Source organism: Microbulbifer sp. Q7 (assembly GCF_001639145.1).
Classification (GTDB): domain Bacteria; phylum Pseudomonadota; class Gammaproteobacteria; order Pseudomonadales; family Cellvibrionaceae; genus Microbulbifer.
Window position 1 is genome coordinate 590,539 of the sequence record NZ_LROY01000002.1, and the last position, 20,023, is coordinate 610,561.

Below are 20,023 nucleotides of genomic sequence, written 5' to 3' on the forward strand. Positions count from 1 at the left end.
CTGACCTGATACGGTAGTCGATCCGTGCTTCTCTAGCCAAACAGGGATAGTAAATGCTGCCGCAGCCACTGATGCGCGGCATCGTCGTCCTGGTGACGATGCCACAACAGGTGCCAATCCATCTGCGGAATCTGGAAAGGGAGCTCGAAACACCGGGCGGGATACTGGCGCGCGAGGCTGACCGGCACCGTGAGTGCCAGGTCGGTTTTCAGTACCACTAAAGGCGCCACGCGGTAGTGTTGCACCCGCAGGCGGATTTTGCGCCGTCGCCCCAGCTTGTTCAGCGCGATATCGGCAAGGCCGGGACCACGGCGGCGGCTGGATACATGGATATGCTCCAGCGCCAGGTACTGCTCCAGGGTGAGGCTGGATTCGCCCGCCAGCGGGTGGTCCGGCCGCAGCATGCACTGGTACCGGTCTGCCACGAGGCGTTGCTGGCTCAGCTGGTTTGCGGACACCAGGGGCACATCCAGGGCGAAGTCCAGGCTGTTGGCCGCCAGCTCCTTGGCCAGCTGGTCCCTGGGCACGTAGAAGGATTCCACACTGATCCCCGGTGCCGCCCGCTGAAGATGCTCCAGCAGGTGCGGCAGCACCAGAGTTTCCGCCATGTCGTTCATGGACACCCGCAGAGTCTTCTGTGCGGTGGCGGGGTCAAAGCGATGGTGCTCTGCCACGCTGCTGCCCAGCAGTGACAGAGCCTGCTGCACCCTGGGCATGATGTTCTCGGTGAGTGGGGTGGGGCTCATGCCGCTCGGGGTGCGGACGAACAATTGGTCGTCCAGCGCCCGGCGCAGTCGGGCCAGGGCATTGCTCACCGCCGGCTGTGTGATGTGCAATCGCTCTGCCGCCCGTGTGAGATTACGCGTGGAATAGATCGCCTCCAGTACGGGGAACAGGTTCATATCGATCTGATGCAGTTGCCTGGCCATGTTCCCGCCCTCTTTTAATGCCGATGTGTCATGTGAATGTGTCGTGACCACGCTGGGCAGCCTGTATCCGCCGCTCTCTTTGGTATCACTGTTGTGAATGATGGGATATTTACATAATAAACTTTGATGATTCAAATGGAACCGCTAGCGTAAGTCAGGCTTAAACAGGTCGTGCGCGATCCCGCTGTGGATCCAGGGAAGGCAAATCATGATTGAACGCATTCATTACACGACCCCTACTCAACCCCCACAGGAGGTAGCCCGTGTCGGAAATTTTTGTTGTGCGCCATGGGCAGGCGTCGTTCGGCAGTGATAACTACGACCAGCTCTCGGAACTTGGTTGGCAACAGGCGCGCTGGCTGGGTGAGCACTGGGCGCAGGATGAGCAGCAGTTTGACCATATCGTCAGTGGCGACCTCCAGCGTCACCGGGAGACCGCACAGGGTATCTGTGAGGGGCTGGGTCCGAATCGCCATCGAGTGGAGGCGCTTCCGCAACTCAACGAATTTGATTTCAAGCGGGTAATGCAGGCTTATGGCGAAACAAATCCCCAGGCTGCCCCCGGGGCGGGCGCCGAGCGCGCGGACTACTACCGCTTTCTGAAAAAGGCCATGCACGCCTGGTCCACCGGCGAGATTAAAGGTGCGGAAAGCTGGCAGCAGTTCGAGCAGCGTATTGAAGATGTTCTGGGGGTGCTGGCGGCGGGTGCGCGCGGCGGTAAAACGCTGGTGGTGAGTTCCGGTGGCGCCATTGCCATGATGGTGCGCCAGATACTGGGAGCACCATCCCACACGGTGACACAGCTGAATATGCAAATTAAAAATACGGCAATCAGCCACGTCTTTGCCGGACGCAATGGCTTGAGCCTGCACAGTTTCAATCACGTGCCCCATCTCGACAACCGCAATCGCCGCGCATTCATTACTTATAGTTAACAACGGAAACCGCGATGAACTTTGAATATTCACCCAAGGTGCAGGACTTGCTGGAGCGTTTGCAGCAATTTATGGCGGACGAAGTCATGCCCGCAGAGGCAGACTACTACCAGCAGCTGGAACAGGATCGCTGGGGCGAGCCACCGATTATGGAAGTGCTTAAACACAAGGCCAGAGATGCCGGCTTGTGGAATCTGTTTCTGCCGGATGCCGAGAGGGGAGCCGGGCTGACTAACCTCGAGTACGCGCCGCTCGCGGAGGTAATGGGGCGTGTTGGGTTTTCCTCGGAAGTATTCAATTGCAGTGCGCCGGATACCGGCAACATGGAAGTGCTGGCCCAGTATGGGTCAGCGGAACAACAGGAGCGCTGGCTAAAACCGCTTCTGGCCGGGGAGATTCGGTCCGCATTTGCCATGACCGAGCCGAAAGTCGCTTCCAGTGACGCCACCAATATCGAAACCCAAATCGTGCGCGATGGCGATGACTTCGTGATTAACGGTCACAAGTTTTATATCAGTGGGGCCCTCAATCGCCGCTGTGAAATTATGATCGTGATGGGCAAAACCGCACCGGACAATGAAGACCGCTACCGCCAGCAGTCACAGATTCTGGTACCGATGAACACGCCCGGTGTAAAGGTTATTCGCCCCATGACGGTGTTCGGCTATGATGACGCACCGGAGGGCCATGCAGAGATTATTTTTGACAATGTGCGAGTGCCCAAAGAAAACCTGATTCTCGGTGAAGGGCGGGGATTTGAGATCGCTCAGGGGCGCCTGGGTCCGGGGCGTATCCATCACTGCATGCGCCTGATCGGCCAGGCCCAGCGAGCGCTGGAAATGATGTCGGTGCGAGCAGAGCGCCGTGTGGTGTTTGGTCGACCAATGATAAAACAGGGCTCGGTACGTGAGGATATAGCGAAATCGGCCTGTGAAATTGAGCAGGCGCGCTTACTGACCCTCAAGGCCGCGGATCAGATGGACCGCCACGGGAACAAGGCGGCCCGCGACCTGATTGCGATGATCAAGGTCGTGGCACCGCAGATGGCGTGTAACGTGATTGACCGTGCCATCCAGATTCATGGTGCGGCGGGCCTGGGGCAGGATTTCCATTTGGCCCGCGCCTATGCTTATGCACGCACCATTCGCCTGGCGGATGGCCCGGATCAGGTGCATATGATGCAACTGGGGCGCAACCTTGCCGCGGCCTATGCCGCCCTGGCTGCGGAGGAGGGCTTATGAACACCGTATCCAACGCTTCCGTGGTCGGCCAGCTGGATACGGAACGGCTGACACACTACCTGAGCGAAAAAATCCCTGGTTTCGGCGGCCCGGTGCGCGCACAAAAATTTTCCGGGGGGCAATCCAACCCGACATTCAAGATCGAAACACCCGCGGGCAACTATGCGCTGCGCCGCCAACCTCCGGGCAAGTTACTGAAATCGGCGCACGCGGTGGATCGCGAGTTCCGGGTAATGCGTGCCCTGGCCGGGAGCGAGGTGCCTGTGCCCAAGGTACTGCACCTGTGCGAAGACCGCGATGTCATTGGTTCCATGTTTTACCTGATGGAATACTGCGAGGGGCGGATTTTCTGGGATGCCGCACTGCCGGAACTGGATAACTCTGAACGCAGTGCCTTTTACGAAGAAATGAACCGGGTGCTGGCGGCGTTACACAGCGTGAAACCAGAAGAAGTGGGACTTGCTGACTACGGGCGTCCGGGCAATTATTTTGAGCGGCAATTCGATCGCTGGCAGGGGCAATACCGGGCATCGGAACTGCAATCCATCAGCGCTATGGATCAATTGATTCTGTGGCTTGAAAAAAACCTGCCGGAAGACGATGGCCGGGTATCTCTGGTGCACGGCGATTACCGCCTCGACAACATCATGTTCCATGCCACCGAGCCGCGCGCCATTGCGGTTCTGGATTGGGAGCTTTCCACCTTGGGCCACCCGTTTGCGGATCTCGCCTATCAGTGCATGCAGCTGCGCATGCCCGCAGAAAGCGGCAATATTTCCGGCTTGATGGGAGTGGATCGGGGCACGCTTGGTATACCCACTGAACGTGAATATGTGGCGCGCTACTGCGAGCGGATGGGCATTGAGCGCATCGACAACTGGGCCTTTTACCTGGCCTTCAGCTTCTTCCGCCTGGCGGCGATCATCCAGGGGGTTGCCAAGCGCGCGCACGACGGCAATGCGTCCAGCAAGGATGCGGTAAAACTCGGAGCGTTTGTCGGCCCGCTTGCCACCCTGGCATTGGATGTCGTGGCAAACGAGTCCTGAAATCGGCATTAATGGAACGACCCTCATACACATTAACAAAAAACGGATAACACGACTGTTGGGAGAAATTCATGGCGACCAAGCTTTTTGATCTGAACGGAAAAATTGCCCTGGTGACCGGCGCCAGCCGCGGTATTGGCGAGGCCATTGCCAAATTGCTGGCGGAACAGGGCGCGCATGTACTGGTGTCCAGTCGCAAGATCGAGGGCTGCCAGGGGGTGGCAGATGCGATTAATGATGCCGGCGGCAAGGCTGAAGCGCTGCCCTGCCACATCGGCAATATGGACGATATCGAGCAAGCTTTCAGCCATATTCGCAAGCATTACGGCAAGCTCGATATCCTGGTGAACAATGCGGCAACCAATCCCTACTTCGGGCATATTCTCGATACGGATCTAGGTGCCTTCAATAAAACCGTTGATGTCAATATTCGCGGCTATTTCTTTATGTCGGTTGAGGCGGGCAAGCTGATGCGGGAAAACGGCGGTGGCTGCATCGTAAATACCGCCTCCATCAATGCCTTGCAGCCGGGCGTGGGGCAGGGCATTTACTCCATCACCAAGGCGGCGGTTGTGAATATGACCAAGGCCTTTGCCAAGGAGTGCGCGCAGTTCAATATTCGCGTAAACGCGCTGTTGCCGGGGCTGACCAAAACCAAATTTGCGGGTGCGCTGTTCAGCCATGAGGAAATCTACAAGGCGGCGGTGAGCCATATCCCCATGCATCGGCATGCGGAGCCGGAAGAGATGGCGGGCACCGTGTTGTATCTGGTTTCCGATGCCAGTAGCTACACCAACGGTGAGTGCGTGGTGGTCGATGGTGGCCTGACTTCGTGTGGGGGAATTTGATCATGGCGGACTTTCAACGTGATCCGATTCTGGATTTTACTGGCAAGGTTGCCCTGATCACCGGCGCCGCCAGTGGCTTTGGTGCCCTGGTCGCTGAAGAACTGGGCCGCCGCGGTGCCCGTCTTGTGCTTGGGGATATCAATGAAGCGGGGCTGGCGCCGGTGGTGGAAAGGCTCACAGCAATGGGGGCGGAAGTGCATGCGGTGGCCTGCGATGTCGGATCCGAGGCGGATTGTGCGGCAATGGTGGCGCTGGCCCGGGAAAACTTCGGTGGGCTCGACATCGCGATCAACAACGCCGGCATTGCGCCACCGGTGCAGTATTTTGAGGAAGTGGAGGAAGAAACCTTCGACCTGCAGCACCGTGTCAACGTGAAGGGTGTCTTCTTCGGTATGAAGCACCAATTGAAACTCATGCGCTCACAGGGCGGCGGTGTAATCCTGAATGTGAGTTCCATGGCGGGGATCGGCGGCGCTCCAAAGGCGGCACCATACTCGGCTGCGAAACATTCTGTGGTTGGCATGACCCGCACCGCCGCGGTGGAGTATGCGCGTCATAACGTGCGCGTCAATGCTATTTGCCCTTTCTATACCCTCACGCCGATGGTGGCCGAAATGCAGGTACCGGAAGGCGCCTCCCAGGATCAGATGCAGGCTATTTTTGCCGCGGGATGCCCGATGAAGCGGCTGGGCAAGCCAGAGGAGGTGGTGAGTGCGATGTTAATGCTGTGTTCGCCAGCGCTCACCTATGTCACCGGCCAGGCTTTGGCCGTGGATGGCGGTGTTTCGGCTTTCTGATCGTCTGGACTAACACTGAAAAGGGCGTGGTGCCATCGGGCACCACACCCTTTTTTGTTTGTTCGCGAAAAGACGCTCTCTGGTCAGGGGAGAATACGGCAATGCTGCCGCGCCTTACTGGCGAGATCTGCAGGCAGGGTGTTATCGCCTGCCGACCGTTGTTGTCGCCGCCACTGGGCACAGAGTTCCATATAATTGCCGGCCTTCACTTCGGTGCGCAGTGCGTGCCACGTATCCTGTCGCGCAGCCTGGTTTCCAGGCTTGGTGCGGTAGCGCTCTAGGCCCAGCTCTCGGCTGTTATTCTGGTGGCCGATCTGCCCCGGCGTTGCCCCAATGTATTGAGCGGGGTGCAACAGCACGATGGCGATGGCGATGGCACCAAACCCGGAAGCGGCCTTTGACAGCAGTCTGCTACTTGTACTGTTGACGGGTCTGCGAGGCTTGATGGCGCGGGCACTCGAAAGTAATTTCTCATCAAGTGACGCAGGGACCTGAAGCTGCCCCGAATCGTGGTGATAGAATGATTCCCAGCATTTTCTGTTCATGTTCAAACTACCTCAACAGAGCGATTGGCACCAGCGGCACTTGCGGGTGACAAATTCGGGGATTTTTTCCAGGAAAAAACCGGGCTGGAACTGGCGGGTGTCGGCATGGCGTTGCCGCGCTGCTCGGTAGCCTGCTCGTCGGCTCGTTGAGCCTGCGCTGCCGCTTCGCGGGCCAGTGTTGCTGCAGACTTCCACGGCTTGCGCGCCCTGCCATTTAACGCATGCTCCATGTGCTCTCTACCCTGTTGCAGCAGAGTGCGACAGGTAAAAAGCGGGATTTGCTCGATGTCTGCCGCTGTTGCCAATGAGAGGTCACACTCAGTTACCAGCAGGAAAATGTTTCTCTGCTGACGCGGCAGCGTCTGAATAGCACTCAGTACGCTGGAGTTGGCCAGCGCTTCACCCAGACGACCTTTTTCAGCCTGGGGATTATCTCTGGTGGCAGGGGGGGAGCGCAGCGATCTGCTTAGCTGAATGTACAGCCAGTTTTTCAGCCGCTGACGATGTAGCTTCGGCGGTGCATCCAGAAAGTTTTTCCAGAAAGATTCCATCGCCGACACGCAGTATTCCGGTGCCATCTGCGCGCAGTAGCGAAACAACTGATCTTTATAGCGCAGGTAAATTTCCTGAAAGACCTTGTGGTGACGCGCATCGTAAAACCGAGAAACCAGATCTTCATCACTGAGACTGCACAAATTCTCCGTAAACATGGGATTTGCCTCCTTGGCGCTACTTCCCAATGCTACTTACCCGGCTGTCCATCTCCTGGAAAATCATTTCTGGCCTTCACTGGCCATGTCAGGAGTACATCGTAAATCGAGTAAATGTTCTGTTAACGTTATTTTGCCCATAACCGCTCGGGGGCAAATACCACACCTTGACTCAGTATTAACCTTATTTTCGCCGGGACTCCGGTGGTTTTTCTGCACCGGTCACTTTTTCTGCGGACCCTTTAACCACTTTTTCTTGCCTGGGCTGGTTGTCGCCAGGGTCTTCGCTGGTGACATGACTGCTTTTTTTCCAGGCAGCAAGGAAAAGGGTGCCGAGGCCGAGAAGAATCTCATCCACAAAGGGAACGAGGTCGGGAATGATCAGGTCAATCAGGAACAGTGCGCACATCCATTTGAACAACTGGGGGTGCTTCAGGCGGCGGGCATAGTTGAGGAACCATCCCACCAGGGCACTGGGTAATACGCGCTTCATAGAGTGATTGAAACTGCTTTCGAGACCGTGTTGGGAGTATAGCCCGCGTCCGCGCGACCATCCGATGGAGGAAAGGTTCCAAGTGCGAAAATACGCTGTGTATGGCGTAAAAGTTGCCTCGGTAGTGTTTCCAAACCTCCTTCGAAGGCGCTGCAGTAGACTGAAAAGTGAGCAGTTTCAGGCGGTCGATGGGCGTCGGTCGCGGAACGGTAGCAGCAGCTGCTCGGGGCCTAATTCGGCACGCAAATCCTTGAGTTTGACACCGACACCCAGTAGACGGATTGCCTCGCTGCGCTTTTCCCAACACTGCTGCAGCAGCTGCTTGAACTCGCTGATACGGGCCGCGCGGCTGGTGCGCTCCTGCGTGGACTGGGTGAAGTCAAAATATTTTACCTTGATGATCACTGCGCTAATTTCGTAGCGATCACCGAGGTTTTCCAGGCGCTCCTGTAGTCGTCCGTAGAGGCCCACCATCTGCTCCTGCCAATGCTCGAAGTCTTTCAGGTCCTCGCTAAACGTACGCTCCACGCTCACGCTCTTGCGGACGCTGTCACCATTGACCGGTCTGTCGTCGATACCACGACAAAGATGATACAGGCGGTTGCCAAACTTTCCGTACTTCTCCACCAGTTCCAGCAGGCTAAAGCGCCGCAAATCACTGCAGGTATGAATCCCCTGACGTTGCATTTTTTCTGCGGTGACCCGACCGACACCGTGGATTTTCTTCACCGGCAACCGCAGGACAAAATCTTCCACTGCGTCCGGGTGGATTACGGTGAGACCATCCGGCTTTTGCCAGTCACTGGCAATTTTTGCCAGAAATTTATTTGGAGCCACGCCGGCGGAAATGGTGATGCCCAGCGCTTGGTGCACCTGTGCGCGTATCTCCTGTGCAATCAGGGTTGCACTGCCGTTGCAATGGGGGCTGTCGGTAACATCCAGAAATGCTTCATCTAAAGATAGAGGTTCTATACTTTCTGTGAAACTGAGAAATATTTCCCGGATCTGTGCGCTGACTTCCCGATATTTTTTCATGTTGCCCGGCACTACAATCAGCTCAGGGCAGAGTTTCTTGGCCTGTGATGTGGGCATGGCTGAGCGCACGCCAAAACTGCGGGCTTCATAGTTGCAGGTGGATATCACACCTCTGCGATCACTGGATCCGCCCACGGCAATAGGGCGACCGCGCAAGTTCGGGTCGTCCCGCATTTCTACCGATGCGTAGAAGCAGTCACAGTCACAGTGGATGATTTTTCGCATGCTGGGATTATATACAGTATTTGGTCCCCGGCCACGGACTAATTTAACCAACCATTGAAGATGTTTCTCACTCTCAAGGAGGTGCAGCATGAGCCTTTTACCGCTGACGGATTCACACTCGGACGCGCGGGTGGCCGAGGTGCTTGACGATATTCGAATCACGCTGGGTATGGTGCCGGCTATTTTTCGGGTCAACGGAAGTAACCCGACCATACTGGCGGTTTTGTGGAATCGGTACCAGCATGTGATGCTGACCGGCAGCCTGTCGCCGAAATTAAAGGAGGGTATTGCGCTGATGGTGGCGGCAGATGAGCAGAGTGATTATGGCATCGCCCTGCACAGCGCGGCTCTGCAGAAACTCGGGGTGGACCCGCACGAAGTGATGCGCATTCGCACCGACCCCGATCATGCGCATTACGAGCCCAAGGATCACGCTTTGCTGGAAGTGGCACGACACGCTAACAAGAGCCCTCACGATCACGGGGAGCGGTTAGTGGAGGCGGCGCGGGAAAGGGGGGCCAGTGATGAAGAAATTCTGGAAGCGTTGGCAGTGGCTGGATTGGCCGCAGAATTTAGCCACACTGCTGCGTTTCTCGCGGTCCCCTCCGACTGATATCGCTTGTGGTTTCCGTTGTGTCCGGGTGCAGTCAATGCCGGGAGCGGTAAACCACAGATACAAAAAAGCCGTCTCGGCGACGGCTTTTCATTGAACTTCAGGCTTCGACACTCAGCGCTCAAGCAGCTCCAGCTTGCCGGTCTTGCCATCCCACTCCTCTGCATCGGGCAGCGGGTCTTTCTTCTCGGTGATGTTCGGCCAAACCTCCGCCAGTTCCGCGTTCAGCTCGATGTATTCCTGCTGGTCATCCGGCACCTCGTCTTCGGAGAAGATGGCGTTGGCAGGACATTCCGGCTCGCACAGGGCGCAGTCAATACATTCGTCCGGGTGGATCACCAGGAAGTTGGGACCTTCGTAGAAGCAGTCTACCGGGCAAACTTCCACACAGTCGGTGTATTTGCACTTGATGCAGTTTTCCCCAATTACGAATGTCATTTTTGTCCCTCGATAATGCAGTGTCGTTGCCGCTAATCGGCCAGCCCGGCGTGCGCGAACCGTGCCTGATTCTGAAAGCAGCGGATTTTAGCAATAACTGGCGCGAATTGTAGTGGCTTTTGAGTCGAATTGGTTGGGTGCTTATAACAATTTGCGCAGGGCGTAGAGCTGCTCCAGTGCCTGGCGGGGGGTGAGGTCATCCGGGTCCAGGGATTCCAGCGCTTCCACTGCCGGGTGCGGTGCACTGCCGAACAGGTCTACCTGCGCAGGTGCCGCGCTCGCCGGTTTCACTGGGGCTGTTACAGGGGCTGATACAGGCACTGTTGCAGGACTGGCTGCCGGTGGTGCACCGGGCCCGGAGTCGCGAGTGGTGTGGCCGGCTTCCAGTGCCGCCAGGCGCGCCTTGGCTTCATCCAGCACCGGCTGCGGGATGCCGGCGAGTTTGGCGACCTGCAGACCGTAACTTTTGGAGGCTGGCCCCTCCTGAATACGATGCAGGAAGACGATGGAGTCCCCGTGTTCGGTGGCATTGAGGTGGATGTTGGCGGCGTCGGGGCACTGCTCGGGCAGCTCGGTGAGCTCGAAATAGTGGGTGGCAAACAGGGTGAAGGCGCGCACCTGGTTCGCCAGGAACTGCGCGCACGCCCAGGCCAGGGACAGGCCGTCGTAGGTGCTGGTGCCGCGGCCAATTTCGTCCATCAGGATCAGGCTGTGCTCGCTGGCATTGCGCAGGATATTGGCGGTCTCGGTCATTTCCACCATAAAGGTAGAGCGGCCGCCGGCCAGGTCATCGGCGCTGCCGATACGGGTGAAGATGCGGTCCAGCAGGCCGATACGCGCGCTGTCGGCGGGTACAAAGCTGCCGCAATGGGCGAGCAGGGCGATCAGCGCGGTCTGGCGCATGTAGGTGGACTTACCGCCCATGTTCGGACCGGTGATGACCAGCATGCGGCGGCTGTCATTGAGCTCGATGTCGTTGGCCACAAACGGGTCGTCCAGTACCTGCTCCACCACCGGGTGGCGGCCGCCCTCAACGTGAATACCCGGCTGTTCGCTCAACACCGGCTGGATCAGTCGCAGCTGGTCGGCGCGCTCGGCCATATTCGCCAGTACATCCAGTTCAGAAACCGCGGCGGCGGCATTTTGCAGTGCGGCCAGGTGTTCGTTCAGCTGGGTAAGCAATTCCTCGTACAGGAATTTTTCCCGGGCGAGCGCGCGGCTCTTGGCCGAGAGCGCCTTGTCTTCAAACTCCTTCAGTTCCGGGGTGATAAAGCGCTCGGCATTCTTCAGGGTCTGGCGGCGGATGTAGTCCGCGGGCGCCTTGTCACTCTGCCCGCGGCTGATCTCGATAAAGTAGCCGTGCACCCGGTTGTAGCCCACCTTCAGGGTGGGAATGCCGGTGCGCTCTTTTTCACGCACTTCCAGCTGCACCAGGTAATCGCCGGCGTTTTCGCTGATGCCGCGCAGTTCGTCCAGCTCTTCATCGAAGCCATCGGCAATCACGCCACCTTCGCGAATCACCACCGGTGGGTTTTCCACCAGTGCGCGGGTCAATAACTCCACGGTCTCTGGCCACTCACCCATTTCGCGATGCAGGCGGGCGAGCAGGGGGGCGTCGGTTTCGCGCAGCTGGCGCTGCAGTTCCGGAAACTGCGCCAGAGACATACCAAGACGTGACAGGTCGCGCGGGCGCGCAGAGCGCAGGGCCAGCCGGCCGAGAATACGCTCCATATCGCCAATGGGCTTGAGCGCTTCGCGCAGGGGTTCAAAACGGTAATCGGCAATCAGTGCCGCAATGGCCTGCTGGCGTTGCTGCAGGGTGTCGAGGTTGCGCAGTGGGTTGTTGAGCCAGCGGCGCAGCAGGCGGCTGCCCATGGCGGTTTTACAGGCATCGAATACCGACAGCAGCGTGTTGTCGTCACCACCGTTGAGGTTGGTATCGATTTCCAGGTTGCGGCGGCTCGCCGGGTCCAGGGCTACGGTATCCTCATTGCGCTCGGTGCGCAGGGTGCGGATATGGGGCAGCTCGGTACGCTGGGTATCGCGGGCATATTGCAAGAGGCAGCCGGCGGCGGAGAGCGCGGCGTGCATATGGCTGCACCCGAACGCCTCCAGGTCCAGGGTGCCAAACTGGCGGTTCAGCAGGCGCAGTGCGCTCTCCAGGTCAAACTCCCTGGGCGCGCGCCGGCGCAGGCCCGCCCGACGCTCGATCTCTGCCGGGAGCACGAGATCTTCAGACACCAGTAATTCGGTGGGGCTGAAGCGCTGGATCTGTTCGGTCAGGCCTTCTAGCGTAGCCACTTCCTGTACCGCAAAGTAGCCGGTGCCCACATCCAGCAGCGCCAGCCCGAAGTGATCGCCCAGCTGCACCGTGGCGGCTAGCAGGTTGTCCCGGCGCTCGTTCAGCAGCGCCTCATCGGTGACGGTGCCGGGGGTAACAATCCGCACCACCTTCCGCTCTACCGGGCCTTTGGAAGTAGCCGGATCGCCAATCTGCTCGGCGATGGCGACGGAAACACCGGCCTTGATCAACCGCGCCAGATAGCCTTCCGCCGCATGGTAGGGAATCCCGGCCATGGGAATCGGCTGCCCGCCGGATTTCCCCCGTGCCGTCAGGGTCACATCCAACAATTCGGCCGCGCGTTTGGCATCATCATGAAACAGCTCGTAGAAGTCACCCATGCGGTAGAACACCAGCTCCTGGGGGTGTTCGGCCTTAATCCGCAGATACTGCTGCATCATCGGGGTATGTTCGGGCTTCGCGGTCTTGCTGGTGGCTGCTGGCATTGGGGAAAATTCTTTTAAATCAATTGGTTAGGGCGAAATGACAGTCTCGCTCGATGCGCGGGCTGGTGCGGCTTGAATTGGCGCAGAGGATACCAAAGGTCGCTGTAAACCACTATCTGCCCGCAGGCATTGCGCGGCGAGTCGCGCGATAGCCCAGCGGTAAACTGACCGGCCGGTTCCCTGCAGGTACCGAGAGGCTGCCGCACAACCTGAATGTTTCCTGTCGGGATGTCCCCACCTTAACCTTGAATAAGGCTTCCACACCGCAAACCCCTTAGTGTGGGGGCGGGAGGCGCTATGAACTTGCAAATCATTTCACTGGAAGGGCATATCTATGTGGTCAACACCGTCGACGAGAACGGGGCACACCTGTTGATCGGCAATGACCGCAAGCCACGCCAGTTTCATTGCCTCGAAGAAATTCGTGATTATTTCAATCCACGGGCGTTTGACGAAGTGTGGCTCGAACAGAGAACGCCTTACGAAGAAATGTGTGGTCTGACGGACGATACGTCTCCACTCAAGGTGCAGTTGTATTGGAAGTGACTCAGCACCCGCACGCACTTGCCTTCACCGATCAGCTGAGTGTTAATCTGGCAGGGGGCAACCAAACCGGCGGGAAGATTTGCCAGTATCACATTGAGAAGTTGCAGTTCGCCTCTTTGAACGAAAGCGACATCCGTTTCGTACGCTTGACTTGAATGTGCTCGGTCTGATTACCGCGCATCAGTAATTGCGCGAATCAGTAATTGATAGTTGAGGTGAGCTGACGTCACAAATTGTCGCGCAGTCCGGCCAAGTCAGTTGCAATACCGTGCGGAGCTTTGGTAAACATTGCACAAATTATCCAGAGCTCTTGATATGGCGCATGTTCAAATAGCTGTGCGGGTTTGGCTATATCTATTCGTAATAATCGGAAGTGTCTTCAGCGAGCTTGTTCGTTCTGATGCGCTCTCGGAAAGCAGCACGCAAGGATCTCACGGAAGTAAAAAAGCCCTGCCGGAGGAGGTTGTTTTTGCTCAAAGCGGCGATGGCGATTACCACTTAAAGATTGCATCCAAAGCGGTCGGAAAACTTTTGGTGCCCAAAATTCAACCTGTTTCCAGGCCGATGAGTCAGTGGGCCGGGACCCTTGGGTTATCTGCATTAATTAATGGTGGATACTTTCACGGTGACAAGCCGGTATCCCTGGTTGTTATCAATGGTGAGCGACAGGCGGACAATATAGCCGCAGTGACACGTCACGCGCGTTCCTTTCCGGTGTTACGAAGCGCGTTCTGGGTGAACTCAGACGGGCGTGTATCGATCGACTGGGTGGGGGTGGATCGTGATAACAGACTGCTCGCCTTTGCTGAGCCCCTGCACTACCGACGTGACCAGTTGGAGCCTCTGATACCGCCAGCCAATGGCTCGGGCTCGCAGATCGATCCACTCTGGGCAGTCGGTGGTGGGCCGCGTTTGTTGCAGGACGGTATGTCGTTTATTACTTACGATGAAGAGGTTTTCTGGGGATCCGGTGTCAAGCTGGATGATGTGCGTCCGCGCACCGCTATCTGTATCACCGAGAGTGCTGATGTGCTGCTATACGTGACTCGGGGCGCTCGTCTGGATTCCCTTCCACGGAAATTACGGGCGCTTGGATGTCGCGATGCAATGAACCTTGACGGCGGAGGCTCTTCGGCCATGTACGTTGAGGGGCGGGCGATACTTGATCAGCAGCGGGCCGTGCCCGTTGTTCTGGCGATTCGTGCCGCTGACTGATCGACTGTGTTCTTTCAGGCGTTCGCTGGGCTTTGCCTGGTGTCGGTGCTGAATGGCAGCATGGCTCTGGCAAACCACTCTGCGACCACTTCTGTGCGTGTTATGGCGGTTCCTACCGTGACGGCCCAGGCGCCCAGTTGCCGGGCTTCGGCGCAGTGCGACGGCGTGTTGAATCTGCCTTCGGCCATTACGCGCGGGAATCGCGTGCAAAGGCTGCGCAGTAATTCATAATCAGGTTCCGTGGGTACCGGGCCGCCGGTGTAGCCGGAAAGAGTCGTGCCGACAATCGCAGCTCCCGCACTGAAGGCTTTCTCTGCATCACTCAGGCAGCTGCAGTCGCCCATGGCGATTTTGCCCAGTTCCCGTATCTGTGCGATGAGCGCCTCCACGGTTGCCGGACGTGCGCGATTTGTGGCATCGATGGCAATGATGTCTGCCCCGGCATCCGCCAGTGCCTTAACGTCCTGCGGCAACGGGGTGATGCGTACCGGGCTGTCCCTCAAATCCCGTTTAACGATTCCGATGATCATCGCATCTGGCAGTGCTCGGCGCACCTTTGCCAAGCGCGCGGCACCTTCAATTCGCAGCCCCTCGGCACCACCGGCCAGTGCCGCTTGGGCGAGCCGTACGACAGTGACATCGTCATCCATTGGGCCGCCGTCGACCGGTTGGCAGGATACGATCAGGCCGGTAGAGAGTTTCTGGTCGATGAATGCCATGGAAGAATTCGCGGTATCCGTCATTACTCATACACCGTAGCAAGGCGTGTGCCATTGCGCTGTACCAGAACGTTAAAGCGGTAGCGGTCGGCGCGGTAAAGACTTTTCGCTAGCTCGATAATGCGCCCCTGCTCATCGAAAACCGTGCGCTCTGCCAGCAGGGCAGGGCTAAAGGTGGGGATCTGGAGCAGGTCGGCCTCTTCTTCGTCGACAACGGTAGCACTGATCTGCTGTTTGGCTTGGTCTACAACAATCTCGTACTGTCGATGAAGCAAGTCGTAGAGGGAGCTTGCGTGAAGCTCCTGGATAGCGAGTTCCGGGAAAATGGCTTTGGGCAAGTAGACTCTTTCGATGGCGACGGGGCAGCCGTCCGCCAAGCGCAAGCGGCGAATCAAAAACAGTTCTGCGCCGGGGGCCAGATTCATTTTGCTGGCTAATTTTACATCCGCCTTGACCACGTCATTGAATAACAGCTTGTTGGAAGGTTTCAGGCCCAGCTGCTGCATTTCTTCACTGAACGACATCAATTTGAGTTGGTTTGCCAGTGGTCTGGCAAGCACGAAAATGCCTGCGCCCTGGCGAATCTCAATGCGCTTGAGCTCTTCCAGGTACTTGAGGGCGCGACGTAGCGTGTCGCGTGAGACTTGTGTGAGCTCTGCCAGCTCGCGCTCACCCTGCAGTCTTGCCCCGGGTGGTAACTGATCAATGATGTCGAGCAACTGCTGGTGCAGGCGTTGCTGTTTGCGCGTCATTGCCATAAGCAGACCCTTTCAATAATAAACGACCAATCCTTTCACTTGGTGCGGATTTGCCGCAAGTAACGGCCAATAGTATACCAAATGGTTTGATTTTGGAAGTTTTGTCCGCTAAGGTCGTACCAATGCTAACGGGGGCCCAATAATGAAAATCACGCTCTGTAGGCCGGTACTTGCGCTTCTCTTGTTGCTGGGTAGTGGTGCGGCAGCCGCTGCCGTCCAGGTTCAGTTTTGGACCATGCAGCTGTCGCCGTTTCACGATGAATACGTTACCGGCCTGATCGATGAGTTCGAGCGTCTGCATCCCGACGTACAAGTGAAGTGGGTGGACGTGCCCTGGAAGGAAATGGAGAAGAAGATGTTGGCCTCGGTGGCGGCTGGAACTGCCCCCGATGTGGTCAATTTGAACCCGCAGTTTGCCGCCAAGCTGGCGGAATTCGGTGCTCTCGCCAACCCCGAGCATTATCTATCCGAGCAGCAGGTCGCTGCTTACTTGCCCAACATTTGGAAAGCGAACCGCTTTGAGGGCGAATCCTTCGCCATTCCCTGGTACCTCTCGACCACTATCACGATCTACAACCGCGCACTGCTGGAGCGCGCGGGCGCAAGTGTTCCAGCGAATTTCTCCGAGTTGCTGGTAACGGCGCAAGTGCTGCAGAAAAAGCTGGGCAAATACGCTTATTTCCCGGCGATGGATGGCAGCCGACCGTTAGAAAATCTGGCTGCGACCGGCGTTGACTTAGTGGGCGATGACAATTCGGTTGGTTTCGATAATGCGCAGGGTTTAGCCTTTTTCCGTTTCAATCGGGATCTCTATCAGCAGGAACTGATACCAAAGAATGTGCTGACCGAGGGGCATCACAAAGCGGTGGATCTGTTTCAGTCTGGTCAGGTTGCCCTGATTACTACCGGGATGCAGTTCTTGCAGACCATCGAAACCAACGCGCCGGAACTCTACGGCAGCGTGGATGTGGCGCCTCAGTTAAAGAGCCCCGCCAGCAAGAGTAATGTTGCCGTCATGAATTTGGCGGTACCAAAAATGTCGGCGCATAAGGATGCCGCCTTCCAGTTTGCCAGTTTTGTCACCAATCACCGGAACCAGATGGCTCTCGCGCGGCGCATCCCATTGTTGCCGTCTACTGCGGAAAGTTATCGGGATCCCTTTTTCCAGCTACCGGAAAACCCAAGTGTCGTTGATCGGGCGCGGGTCATTTCCGCCGAGCAGGTGCTCAACGGTGGCGTGCTGGTACCACCAATACCCAAATACAGCAAATTGAAGACCAACTTTGTGTTTAATTTGCAGTCTGCCATGGTCGGCGATCTCACCGCAGAAGAGGCACTTCAGAGAACCAGTGATACATGGACTTTATTTCTCCAGGCGCGTGATAAAAAAGTGCGCGCAACGGGAACCGGCGATGACTAAGTCTGCCCCCTTATTAATTGCCGTTGACTTGGGTGGCACCAAGATCCGGGCTGCCGTTTTCAACGCTTCTTTGCGCCCTCTATTTAAAACTGAGTTAGCCAGCGAAGCGTGTGACGGCAGGGATTCTGTGCTGAGCGCGCTCTCAGAGGCAATTGATCGGAACCTTGGCTGGTTAGCCCAGCACGCGCCTGGGGTGCCAGTTGCCGGTATCGGTATTTCCACAGCCGGGGTTGTTGATGCACAGAGTGGTGTGATTCTAGATGCCACCGATGCGATCCCGGGATGGCGTGGTACCGAGTTATTAGCCTGGCTGGAAGGGCGTTTCCACCTGCCCGTGGCGGTAGAAAATGACGTGAAGTGTGCACTCCTGGGAGAGCTCAATGCGAGCCCCTCGCTGGCCACTGTTCGTGTCGTCATGCTGACACTGGGGACCGGACTGGGCGGTGCCATCGCGGAAGCCGGCGGAATCGTCGGCGGCGCCCACTCCGTAGCCGGGCACTTCGGTCGGATGCCAGTTCCCAGCCCCTGGGAGCAGGGTGCAATGCTACCGCTGGAGGCGCTGGTATCCGGCACCGGGCTGGCAAATGTGGCAAGTAAGATTGGTGGTGCCCGGGAATACTCCAATGGCCGTGCGGTGCTGGAGCAGGCGACCTCCGGGGATGCCCAGGCTCTGCTCGGGATCAATCGCTTCTGCGGCCATCTCGCGATGGCGCTGGAGCAACTTTACTGGGCGCTCGACCCCGACACGATTCTGATTGGGGGTGGTCTGGTAGAGGCGCGCGAGCTGTGGTGGCCGCGGCTGCAGGAAAAGTGCAGGCACGCAGGCCTGCCCACAGAGATCCGACCTGCGCAACTGAATAACGATGCCGGCCTCTACGGTGCGGGTGCCCTGATTAAATCGATGATGAATGTTGGAGTGGGTACAGATGCAGGCAAATGAGACCAGTCGGGGCGAGATCGGCGGCAACCTGCGGGTGACCGGCGCAAGCTGGCAGCGGATGCGGCAATGGCGCATGCCCAGAGCAGCCGGTGGATTCTCAGCGCTGGTGCCTTACCTTTTTCTGTTGCCAGCCTGCGCGATTATCGGGGCCTTTGTGCTGTATCCCATGCTGCACGCGATCATGGCAAGTTTGACCGACTACAACATGATTACCGAGCCTGAATTTGTCGGAGCGGACAACTACAGAATGCTGCTGCAGGATCCCTTCTTCTGGAACAGTCTGAAGAACACGATGCTGTATCTGGTGGTGGTGGTGCCGGTGCTGGTGATTGCCCCGATATTTCTCGCGTTGCTGGTCAATCGTTCCCTGCCGGGCATCAAATTGTTTCGCGCCGTGTTTTATCTGCCAGTCATTACGTCCCTGGTGGTGACCGGCCTGATCTGGAAGTGGGTGTATGAGGAGCAGGGGATTCTCAACTATTTCTTGCTGAGCACCGGCATCACCGATGATCCGGTGGCGTTTCTCACCGATCCAGCCAACGCACTGTTCTCTGTAATCGCGGTTACGGTTTGGACCGGTCTCGGCTATTACATGGTGATCTATCTGGCCGGCCTTCAGTCCATTCCGCGTCACCTGTATGAAGCGGCAGAGGTGGAGGGCGTCTCCAAGTGGCGCCAGACCTTGTTTATCACCATTCCATTATTGAAGCCATCGATTGCCGTGGTGGCGGTGATGTCGTCGATCGCTGCGATGAAAGTGTTTGAAGAAGTCTATGTGATGACCCAGGGCGGCCCGCTCGATAGCACCAAGACGCTGGTCTACTTCATTTATCAGAGTGCGTTTGAGGAGTTTGAAATGGGCTACGCGGCGGCAGCCGGGGTGGTGCTCTTCCTGCTGACGCTGGTGTTGTCCCTGGTCAACCTGTTTCTGCTGAGAAAGGATCGATGAAAGCGTCTCCTCTTGCGATTATCTTGCGGTATGTCGGGCTTCTCTGTGTAGCGTTGCTCACCATGGGGCCATTCCTGTGGTTGCTTTCCACGGCGCTCAAGTCCGGTAGTGAGAACATTTTTGCCTACCCACCCTCGCTGCTGCCGGAGCAGCCGACGCTGGAAAACTTCAGTCGTGTGCTGGAAACGCAACCGTTCGTTCTGTATCTGAAAAATAGTGTGTTGGTGGCACTGTTGTCGGTGACCGCGAATCTGATGTTTGCGTCACTGGCCGCATACCCGCTGGCGCGCATGGAATTTCGCGGCAAAAACCTGATCTTCGTGGTGCTGCTCAGCTCCATGATGATCCCTTTCCAGCTGTTGATGATTCCGGTGTACAACATTGCCATCTCTCTTGGGCTGCAAAACTCGTATCTAGGGCTGCTGCTTCCACACGCCTGCACGGCGTTCGGTGTATTCCTGATGCGCCAGGCCTTCCTGGGGATTCCCAAGGCGCTGGAGGAGTCCGCGTTGCTTGAGGGATTAAATCGTGTGCAGATCTGGTGGTACGTTTTGCTGCCTTTGGTCAAGCCGTCACTAGCTACGCTCGCCGTATTCAGTTTTATTGCGGTATGGGGGGACTTCCTGTGGCCGTTGATTATTCTTGATGACCCCTCCTACTACACCCTGCCGCTAGGCGTAAATCGCCTGGCCAATACATTCTCTATGGACTGGCGCCTGGTCGCGGCTGGGGCCGTATTCTCAATCTTGCCAATTCTGGCGGTATTTCTGTTCAGCCAGAAATATTTCATTGAAGGCGCCATGCGTGGCGCGGTGAAAGGATAAGCGTGGGAGC

21 protein-coding genes are annotated in these 20,023 nt (G+C 57.3%); 12 read left to right on the forward strand and 9 right to left on the reverse strand.

What is annotated here, in order from left to right:
- Positions 1–32 precede the first annotated feature (32 nt).
- Positions 33–929 (reverse strand): LysR family transcriptional regulator, encoded by an 897-nt coding sequence (locus tag AU182_RS08125; RefSeq protein ID WP_066963435.1) that lies wholly within the window; start codon positions 927–929, stop codon positions 33–35.
- Positions 930–1,192: 263 nt separating this feature from the next.
- Here AU182_RS08125 and AU182_RS08130 point away from each other — a divergent pair, with 263 nt between their 5' ends.
- The 5 genes from AU182_RS08130 to AU182_RS08150 all read left to right on the forward strand — a co-directional run bounded on the left by AU182_RS08130 (position 1,193) and on the right by AU182_RS08150 (position 5,796).
- Positions 1,193–1,864: a histidine phosphatase family protein gene (locus AU182_RS08130; RefSeq protein ID WP_066963438.1), complete on the forward strand. Its 672-nt coding sequence runs from the start codon at positions 1,193–1,195 to the stop codon at positions 1,862–1,864.
- 14 nt (positions 1,865–1,878) lie between these two features.
- Positions 1,879–3,105, forward strand: a complete 1,227-nt coding sequence (locus AU182_RS08135; protein WP_066963440.1) for an acyl-CoA dehydrogenase family protein — start codon at positions 1,879–1,881, stop codon at positions 3,103–3,105.
- Positions 3,102–4,151 (forward strand): phosphotransferase, encoded by a 1,050-nt coding sequence (locus AU182_RS08140; protein WP_066963442.1) that lies wholly within the window; start codon positions 3,102–3,104, stop codon positions 4,149–4,151. The genes AU182_RS08135 and AU182_RS08140 overlap by 4 nt, the downstream gene beginning before the upstream one ends.
- Positions 4,152–4,222: 71 nt before the next feature.
- Positions 4,223–4,999, forward strand: a complete 777-nt coding sequence (locus AU182_RS08145; RefSeq protein ID WP_066963445.1) for an SDR family oxidoreductase — start codon at positions 4,223–4,225, stop codon at positions 4,997–4,999.
- Positions 5,000–5,001: 2 nt separating this feature from the next.
- Positions 5,002–5,796, forward strand: a complete 795-nt coding sequence (locus AU182_RS08150; protein ID WP_066963447.1) for an SDR family NAD(P)-dependent oxidoreductase — start codon at positions 5,002–5,004, stop codon at positions 5,794–5,796.
- Between the two features lie 83 nt (positions 5,797–5,879).
- Here AU182_RS08150 and AU182_RS08155 read toward each other — a convergent pair whose 3' ends face one another.
- The 4 genes from AU182_RS08155 to dinB form a co-directional block, all read right to left on the reverse strand.
- Positions 5,880–6,341, reverse strand: a complete 462-nt coding sequence (locus AU182_RS08155) for a hypothetical protein (protein WP_066963449.1) — start codon at positions 6,339–6,341, stop codon at positions 5,880–5,882.
- A gap of 2 nt (positions 6,342–6,343) precedes the next feature.
- Positions 6,344–7,051: an RNA polymerase sigma factor gene (locus AU182_RS08160; protein WP_066963451.1), complete on the reverse strand. Its 708-nt coding sequence runs from the start codon at positions 7,049–7,051 to the stop codon at positions 6,344–6,346.
- 184 nt (positions 7,052–7,235) lie between these two features.
- Entirely contained in the window at positions 7,236–7,544 is a 309-nt protein-coding gene (locus AU182_RS16740) for a DUF6116 family protein (protein WP_066963454.1), read from the reverse strand.
- Between the two features lie 177 nt (positions 7,545–7,721).
- On the reverse strand, positions 7,722–8,804 hold the full coding sequence (gene dinB / locus AU182_RS08170) for a DNA polymerase IV (protein ID WP_066963456.1): 1,083 nt from the start codon (positions 8,802–8,804) through the stop codon (positions 7,722–7,724).
- 88 nt (positions 8,805–8,892) lie between these two features.
- Here dinB and AU182_RS08175 point away from each other — a divergent pair, with 88 nt between their 5' ends.
- Entirely contained in the window at positions 8,893–9,417 is a 525-nt protein-coding gene (locus AU182_RS08175; RefSeq protein WP_066963459.1) for a carboxymuconolactone decarboxylase family protein, read from the forward strand.
- 114 nt (positions 9,418–9,531) lie between these two features.
- On the opposite strand, the gene fdxA is transcribed toward AU182_RS08175, so the two are convergent.
- Both fdxA and mutS read right to left on the reverse strand, forming a co-directional pair.
- The gene (fdxA, locus tag AU182_RS08180) at positions 9,532–9,855 is read right to left on the reverse strand and encodes a ferredoxin FdxA (RefSeq protein ID WP_066963462.1); all 324 of its coding nucleotides are present in this window, start codon (positions 9,853–9,855) and stop codon (positions 9,532–9,534) included.
- 141 nt (positions 9,856–9,996) lie between these two features.
- Entirely contained in the window at positions 9,997–12,642 is a 2,646-nt protein-coding gene (gene mutS, locus AU182_RS08185; RefSeq protein ID WP_066963465.1) for a DNA mismatch repair protein MutS, read from the reverse strand.
- Positions 12,643–12,939: 297 nt separating this feature from the next.
- Here mutS and AU182_RS08190 point away from each other — a divergent pair, with 297 nt between their 5' ends.
- Both AU182_RS08190 and AU182_RS08195 read left to right on the forward strand, forming a co-directional pair.
- Positions 12,940–13,188, forward strand: coding sequence for a DUF6482 family protein (locus tag AU182_RS08190; protein WP_066963467.1), 249 nt, complete (start codon positions 12,940–12,942; stop codon positions 13,186–13,188).
- A 288-nt stretch (positions 13,189–13,476) separates the two neighbouring features.
- Complete coding sequence (locus AU182_RS08195; RefSeq protein ID WP_153039188.1) at positions 13,477–14,403, forward strand: phosphodiester glycosidase family protein; 927 nt, start codon at positions 13,477–13,479, stop codon at positions 14,401–14,403.
- 14 nt (positions 14,404–14,417) lie between these two features.
- Here the strand turns inward: AU182_RS08195 and AU182_RS08200 are convergent, their stop codons facing one another.
- Positions 14,418–15,146 carry an N-acetylmannosamine-6-phosphate 2-epimerase gene (locus tag AU182_RS08200; protein ID WP_066963472.1) on the reverse strand — a complete coding sequence of 243 codons (729 nt, stop codon included), beginning with the start codon at positions 15,144–15,146 and terminating at the stop codon, positions 14,418–14,420.
- Positions 15,146–15,880 carry a GntR family transcriptional regulator gene (locus AU182_RS08205; protein WP_066963478.1) on the reverse strand — a complete coding sequence of 245 codons (735 nt, stop codon included), beginning with the start codon at positions 15,878–15,880 and terminating at the stop codon, positions 15,146–15,148. Before AU182_RS08205 ends, AU182_RS08200 begins: the two co-directional genes overlap by 1 nt.
- Before the next feature lie 142 nt (positions 15,881–16,022).
- On the opposite strand from AU182_RS08205, the gene AU182_RS08210 reads away from it, so the two are divergent.
- From AU182_RS08210 to AU182_RS08225, 4 genes are read left to right on the forward strand one after another with little or no spacing between them, the layout of a single operon-like run.
- On the forward strand, positions 16,023–17,300 hold the full coding sequence (locus tag AU182_RS08210; RefSeq protein WP_066963482.1) for a sugar ABC transporter substrate-binding protein: 1,278 nt from the start codon (positions 16,023–16,025) through the stop codon (positions 17,298–17,300).
- Positions 17,293–18,240 carry an ROK family protein gene (locus AU182_RS08215; RefSeq protein ID WP_082859307.1) on the forward strand — a complete coding sequence of 316 codons (948 nt, stop codon included), beginning with the start codon at positions 17,293–17,295 and terminating at the stop codon, positions 18,238–18,240. Before AU182_RS08210 ends, AU182_RS08215 begins: the two co-directional genes overlap by 8 nt.
- Positions 18,227–19,189 carry a carbohydrate ABC transporter permease gene (locus tag AU182_RS08220; protein ID WP_082859308.1) on the forward strand — a complete coding sequence of 321 codons (963 nt, stop codon included), beginning with the start codon at positions 18,227–18,229 and terminating at the stop codon, positions 19,187–19,189. Before AU182_RS08215 ends, AU182_RS08220 begins: the two co-directional genes overlap by 14 nt.
- A complete protein-coding gene (locus AU182_RS08225; RefSeq protein ID WP_066963492.1) occupies positions 19,186–20,013 on the forward strand; it encodes a carbohydrate ABC transporter permease in 828 nt (275 codons plus the stop codon). Before AU182_RS08220 ends, AU182_RS08225 begins: the two co-directional genes overlap by 4 nt.
- Positions 20,014–20,023: the final 10 nt, after the last annotated feature.

Bases quoted from the DNA above. Each gene is read 5' to 3' on its own strand.
- AU182_RS08215 (WP_082859307.1), top strand. From the start codon at position 17,293: ATGACTAAGTCTGCCCCCTTATTAATTGCCGTTGACTTGGGTGGCACC.
- AU182_RS08150 (WP_066963447.1), top strand. From the start codon at position 5,002: ATGGCGGACTTTCAACGTGATCCGATTCTGGATTTTACTGGCAAGGTT.
- dinB (WP_066963456.1), bottom strand. From the start codon at position 8,804: ATGCGAAAAATCATCCACTGTGACTGTGACTGCTTCTACGCATCGGTA.
- AU182_RS08205 (WP_066963478.1), bottom strand. From the start codon at position 15,880: ATGGCAATGACGCGCAAACAGCAACGCCTGCACCAGCAGTTGCTCGAC.
- AU182_RS08200 (WP_066963472.1), bottom strand. From the start codon at position 15,146: ATGACGGATACCGCGAATTCTTCCATGGCATTCATCGACCAGAAACTC.
- AU182_RS08155 (WP_066963449.1), bottom strand. From the start codon at position 6,341: ATGAACAGAAAATGCTGGGAATCATTCTATCACCACGATTCGGGGCAG.
- AU182_RS08160 (WP_066963451.1), bottom strand. From the start codon at position 7,051: ATGTTTACGGAGAATTTGTGCAGTCTCAGTGATGAAGATCTGGTTTCT.
- AU182_RS08135 (WP_066963440.1), top strand. From the start codon at position 1,879: ATGAACTTTGAATATTCACCCAAGGTGCAGGACTTGCTGGAGCGTTTG.
- AU182_RS08210 (WP_066963482.1), top strand. From the start codon at position 16,023: ATGAAAATCACGCTCTGTAGGCCGGTACTTGCGCTTCTCTTGTTGCTG.
- AU182_RS08225 (WP_066963492.1), top strand. From the start codon at position 19,186: ATGAAAGCGTCTCCTCTTGCGATTATCTTGCGGTATGTCGGGCTTCTC.
- AU182_RS08140 (WP_066963442.1), top strand. From the start codon at position 3,102: ATGAACACCGTATCCAACGCTTCCGTGGTCGGCCAGCTGGATACGGAA.
- AU182_RS16740 (WP_066963454.1), bottom strand. From the start codon at position 7,544: ATGAAGCGCGTATTACCCAGTGCCCTGGTGGGATGGTTCCTCAACTAT.
- AU182_RS08145 (WP_066963445.1), top strand. From the start codon at position 4,223: ATGGCGACCAAGCTTTTTGATCTGAACGGAAAAATTGCCCTGGTGACC.
- AU182_RS08220 (WP_082859308.1), top strand. From the start codon at position 18,227: ATGCAGGCAAATGAGACCAGTCGGGGCGAGATCGGCGGCAACCTGCGG.
- AU182_RS08175 (WP_066963459.1), top strand. From the start codon at position 8,893: ATGAGCCTTTTACCGCTGACGGATTCACACTCGGACGCGCGGGTGGCC.
- fdxA (WP_066963462.1), bottom strand. From the start codon at position 9,855: ATGACATTCGTAATTGGGGAAAACTGCATCAAGTGCAAATACACCGAC.
- mutS (WP_066963465.1), bottom strand. From the start codon at position 12,642: ATGCCAGCAGCCACCAGCAAGACCGCGAAGCCCGAACATACCCCGATG.
- AU182_RS08125 (WP_066963435.1), bottom strand. From the start codon at position 929: ATGGCCAGGCAACTGCATCAGATCGATATGAACCTGTTCCCCGTACTG.
- AU182_RS08190 (WP_066963467.1), top strand. From the start codon at position 12,940: ATGAACTTGCAAATCATTTCACTGGAAGGGCATATCTATGTGGTCAAC.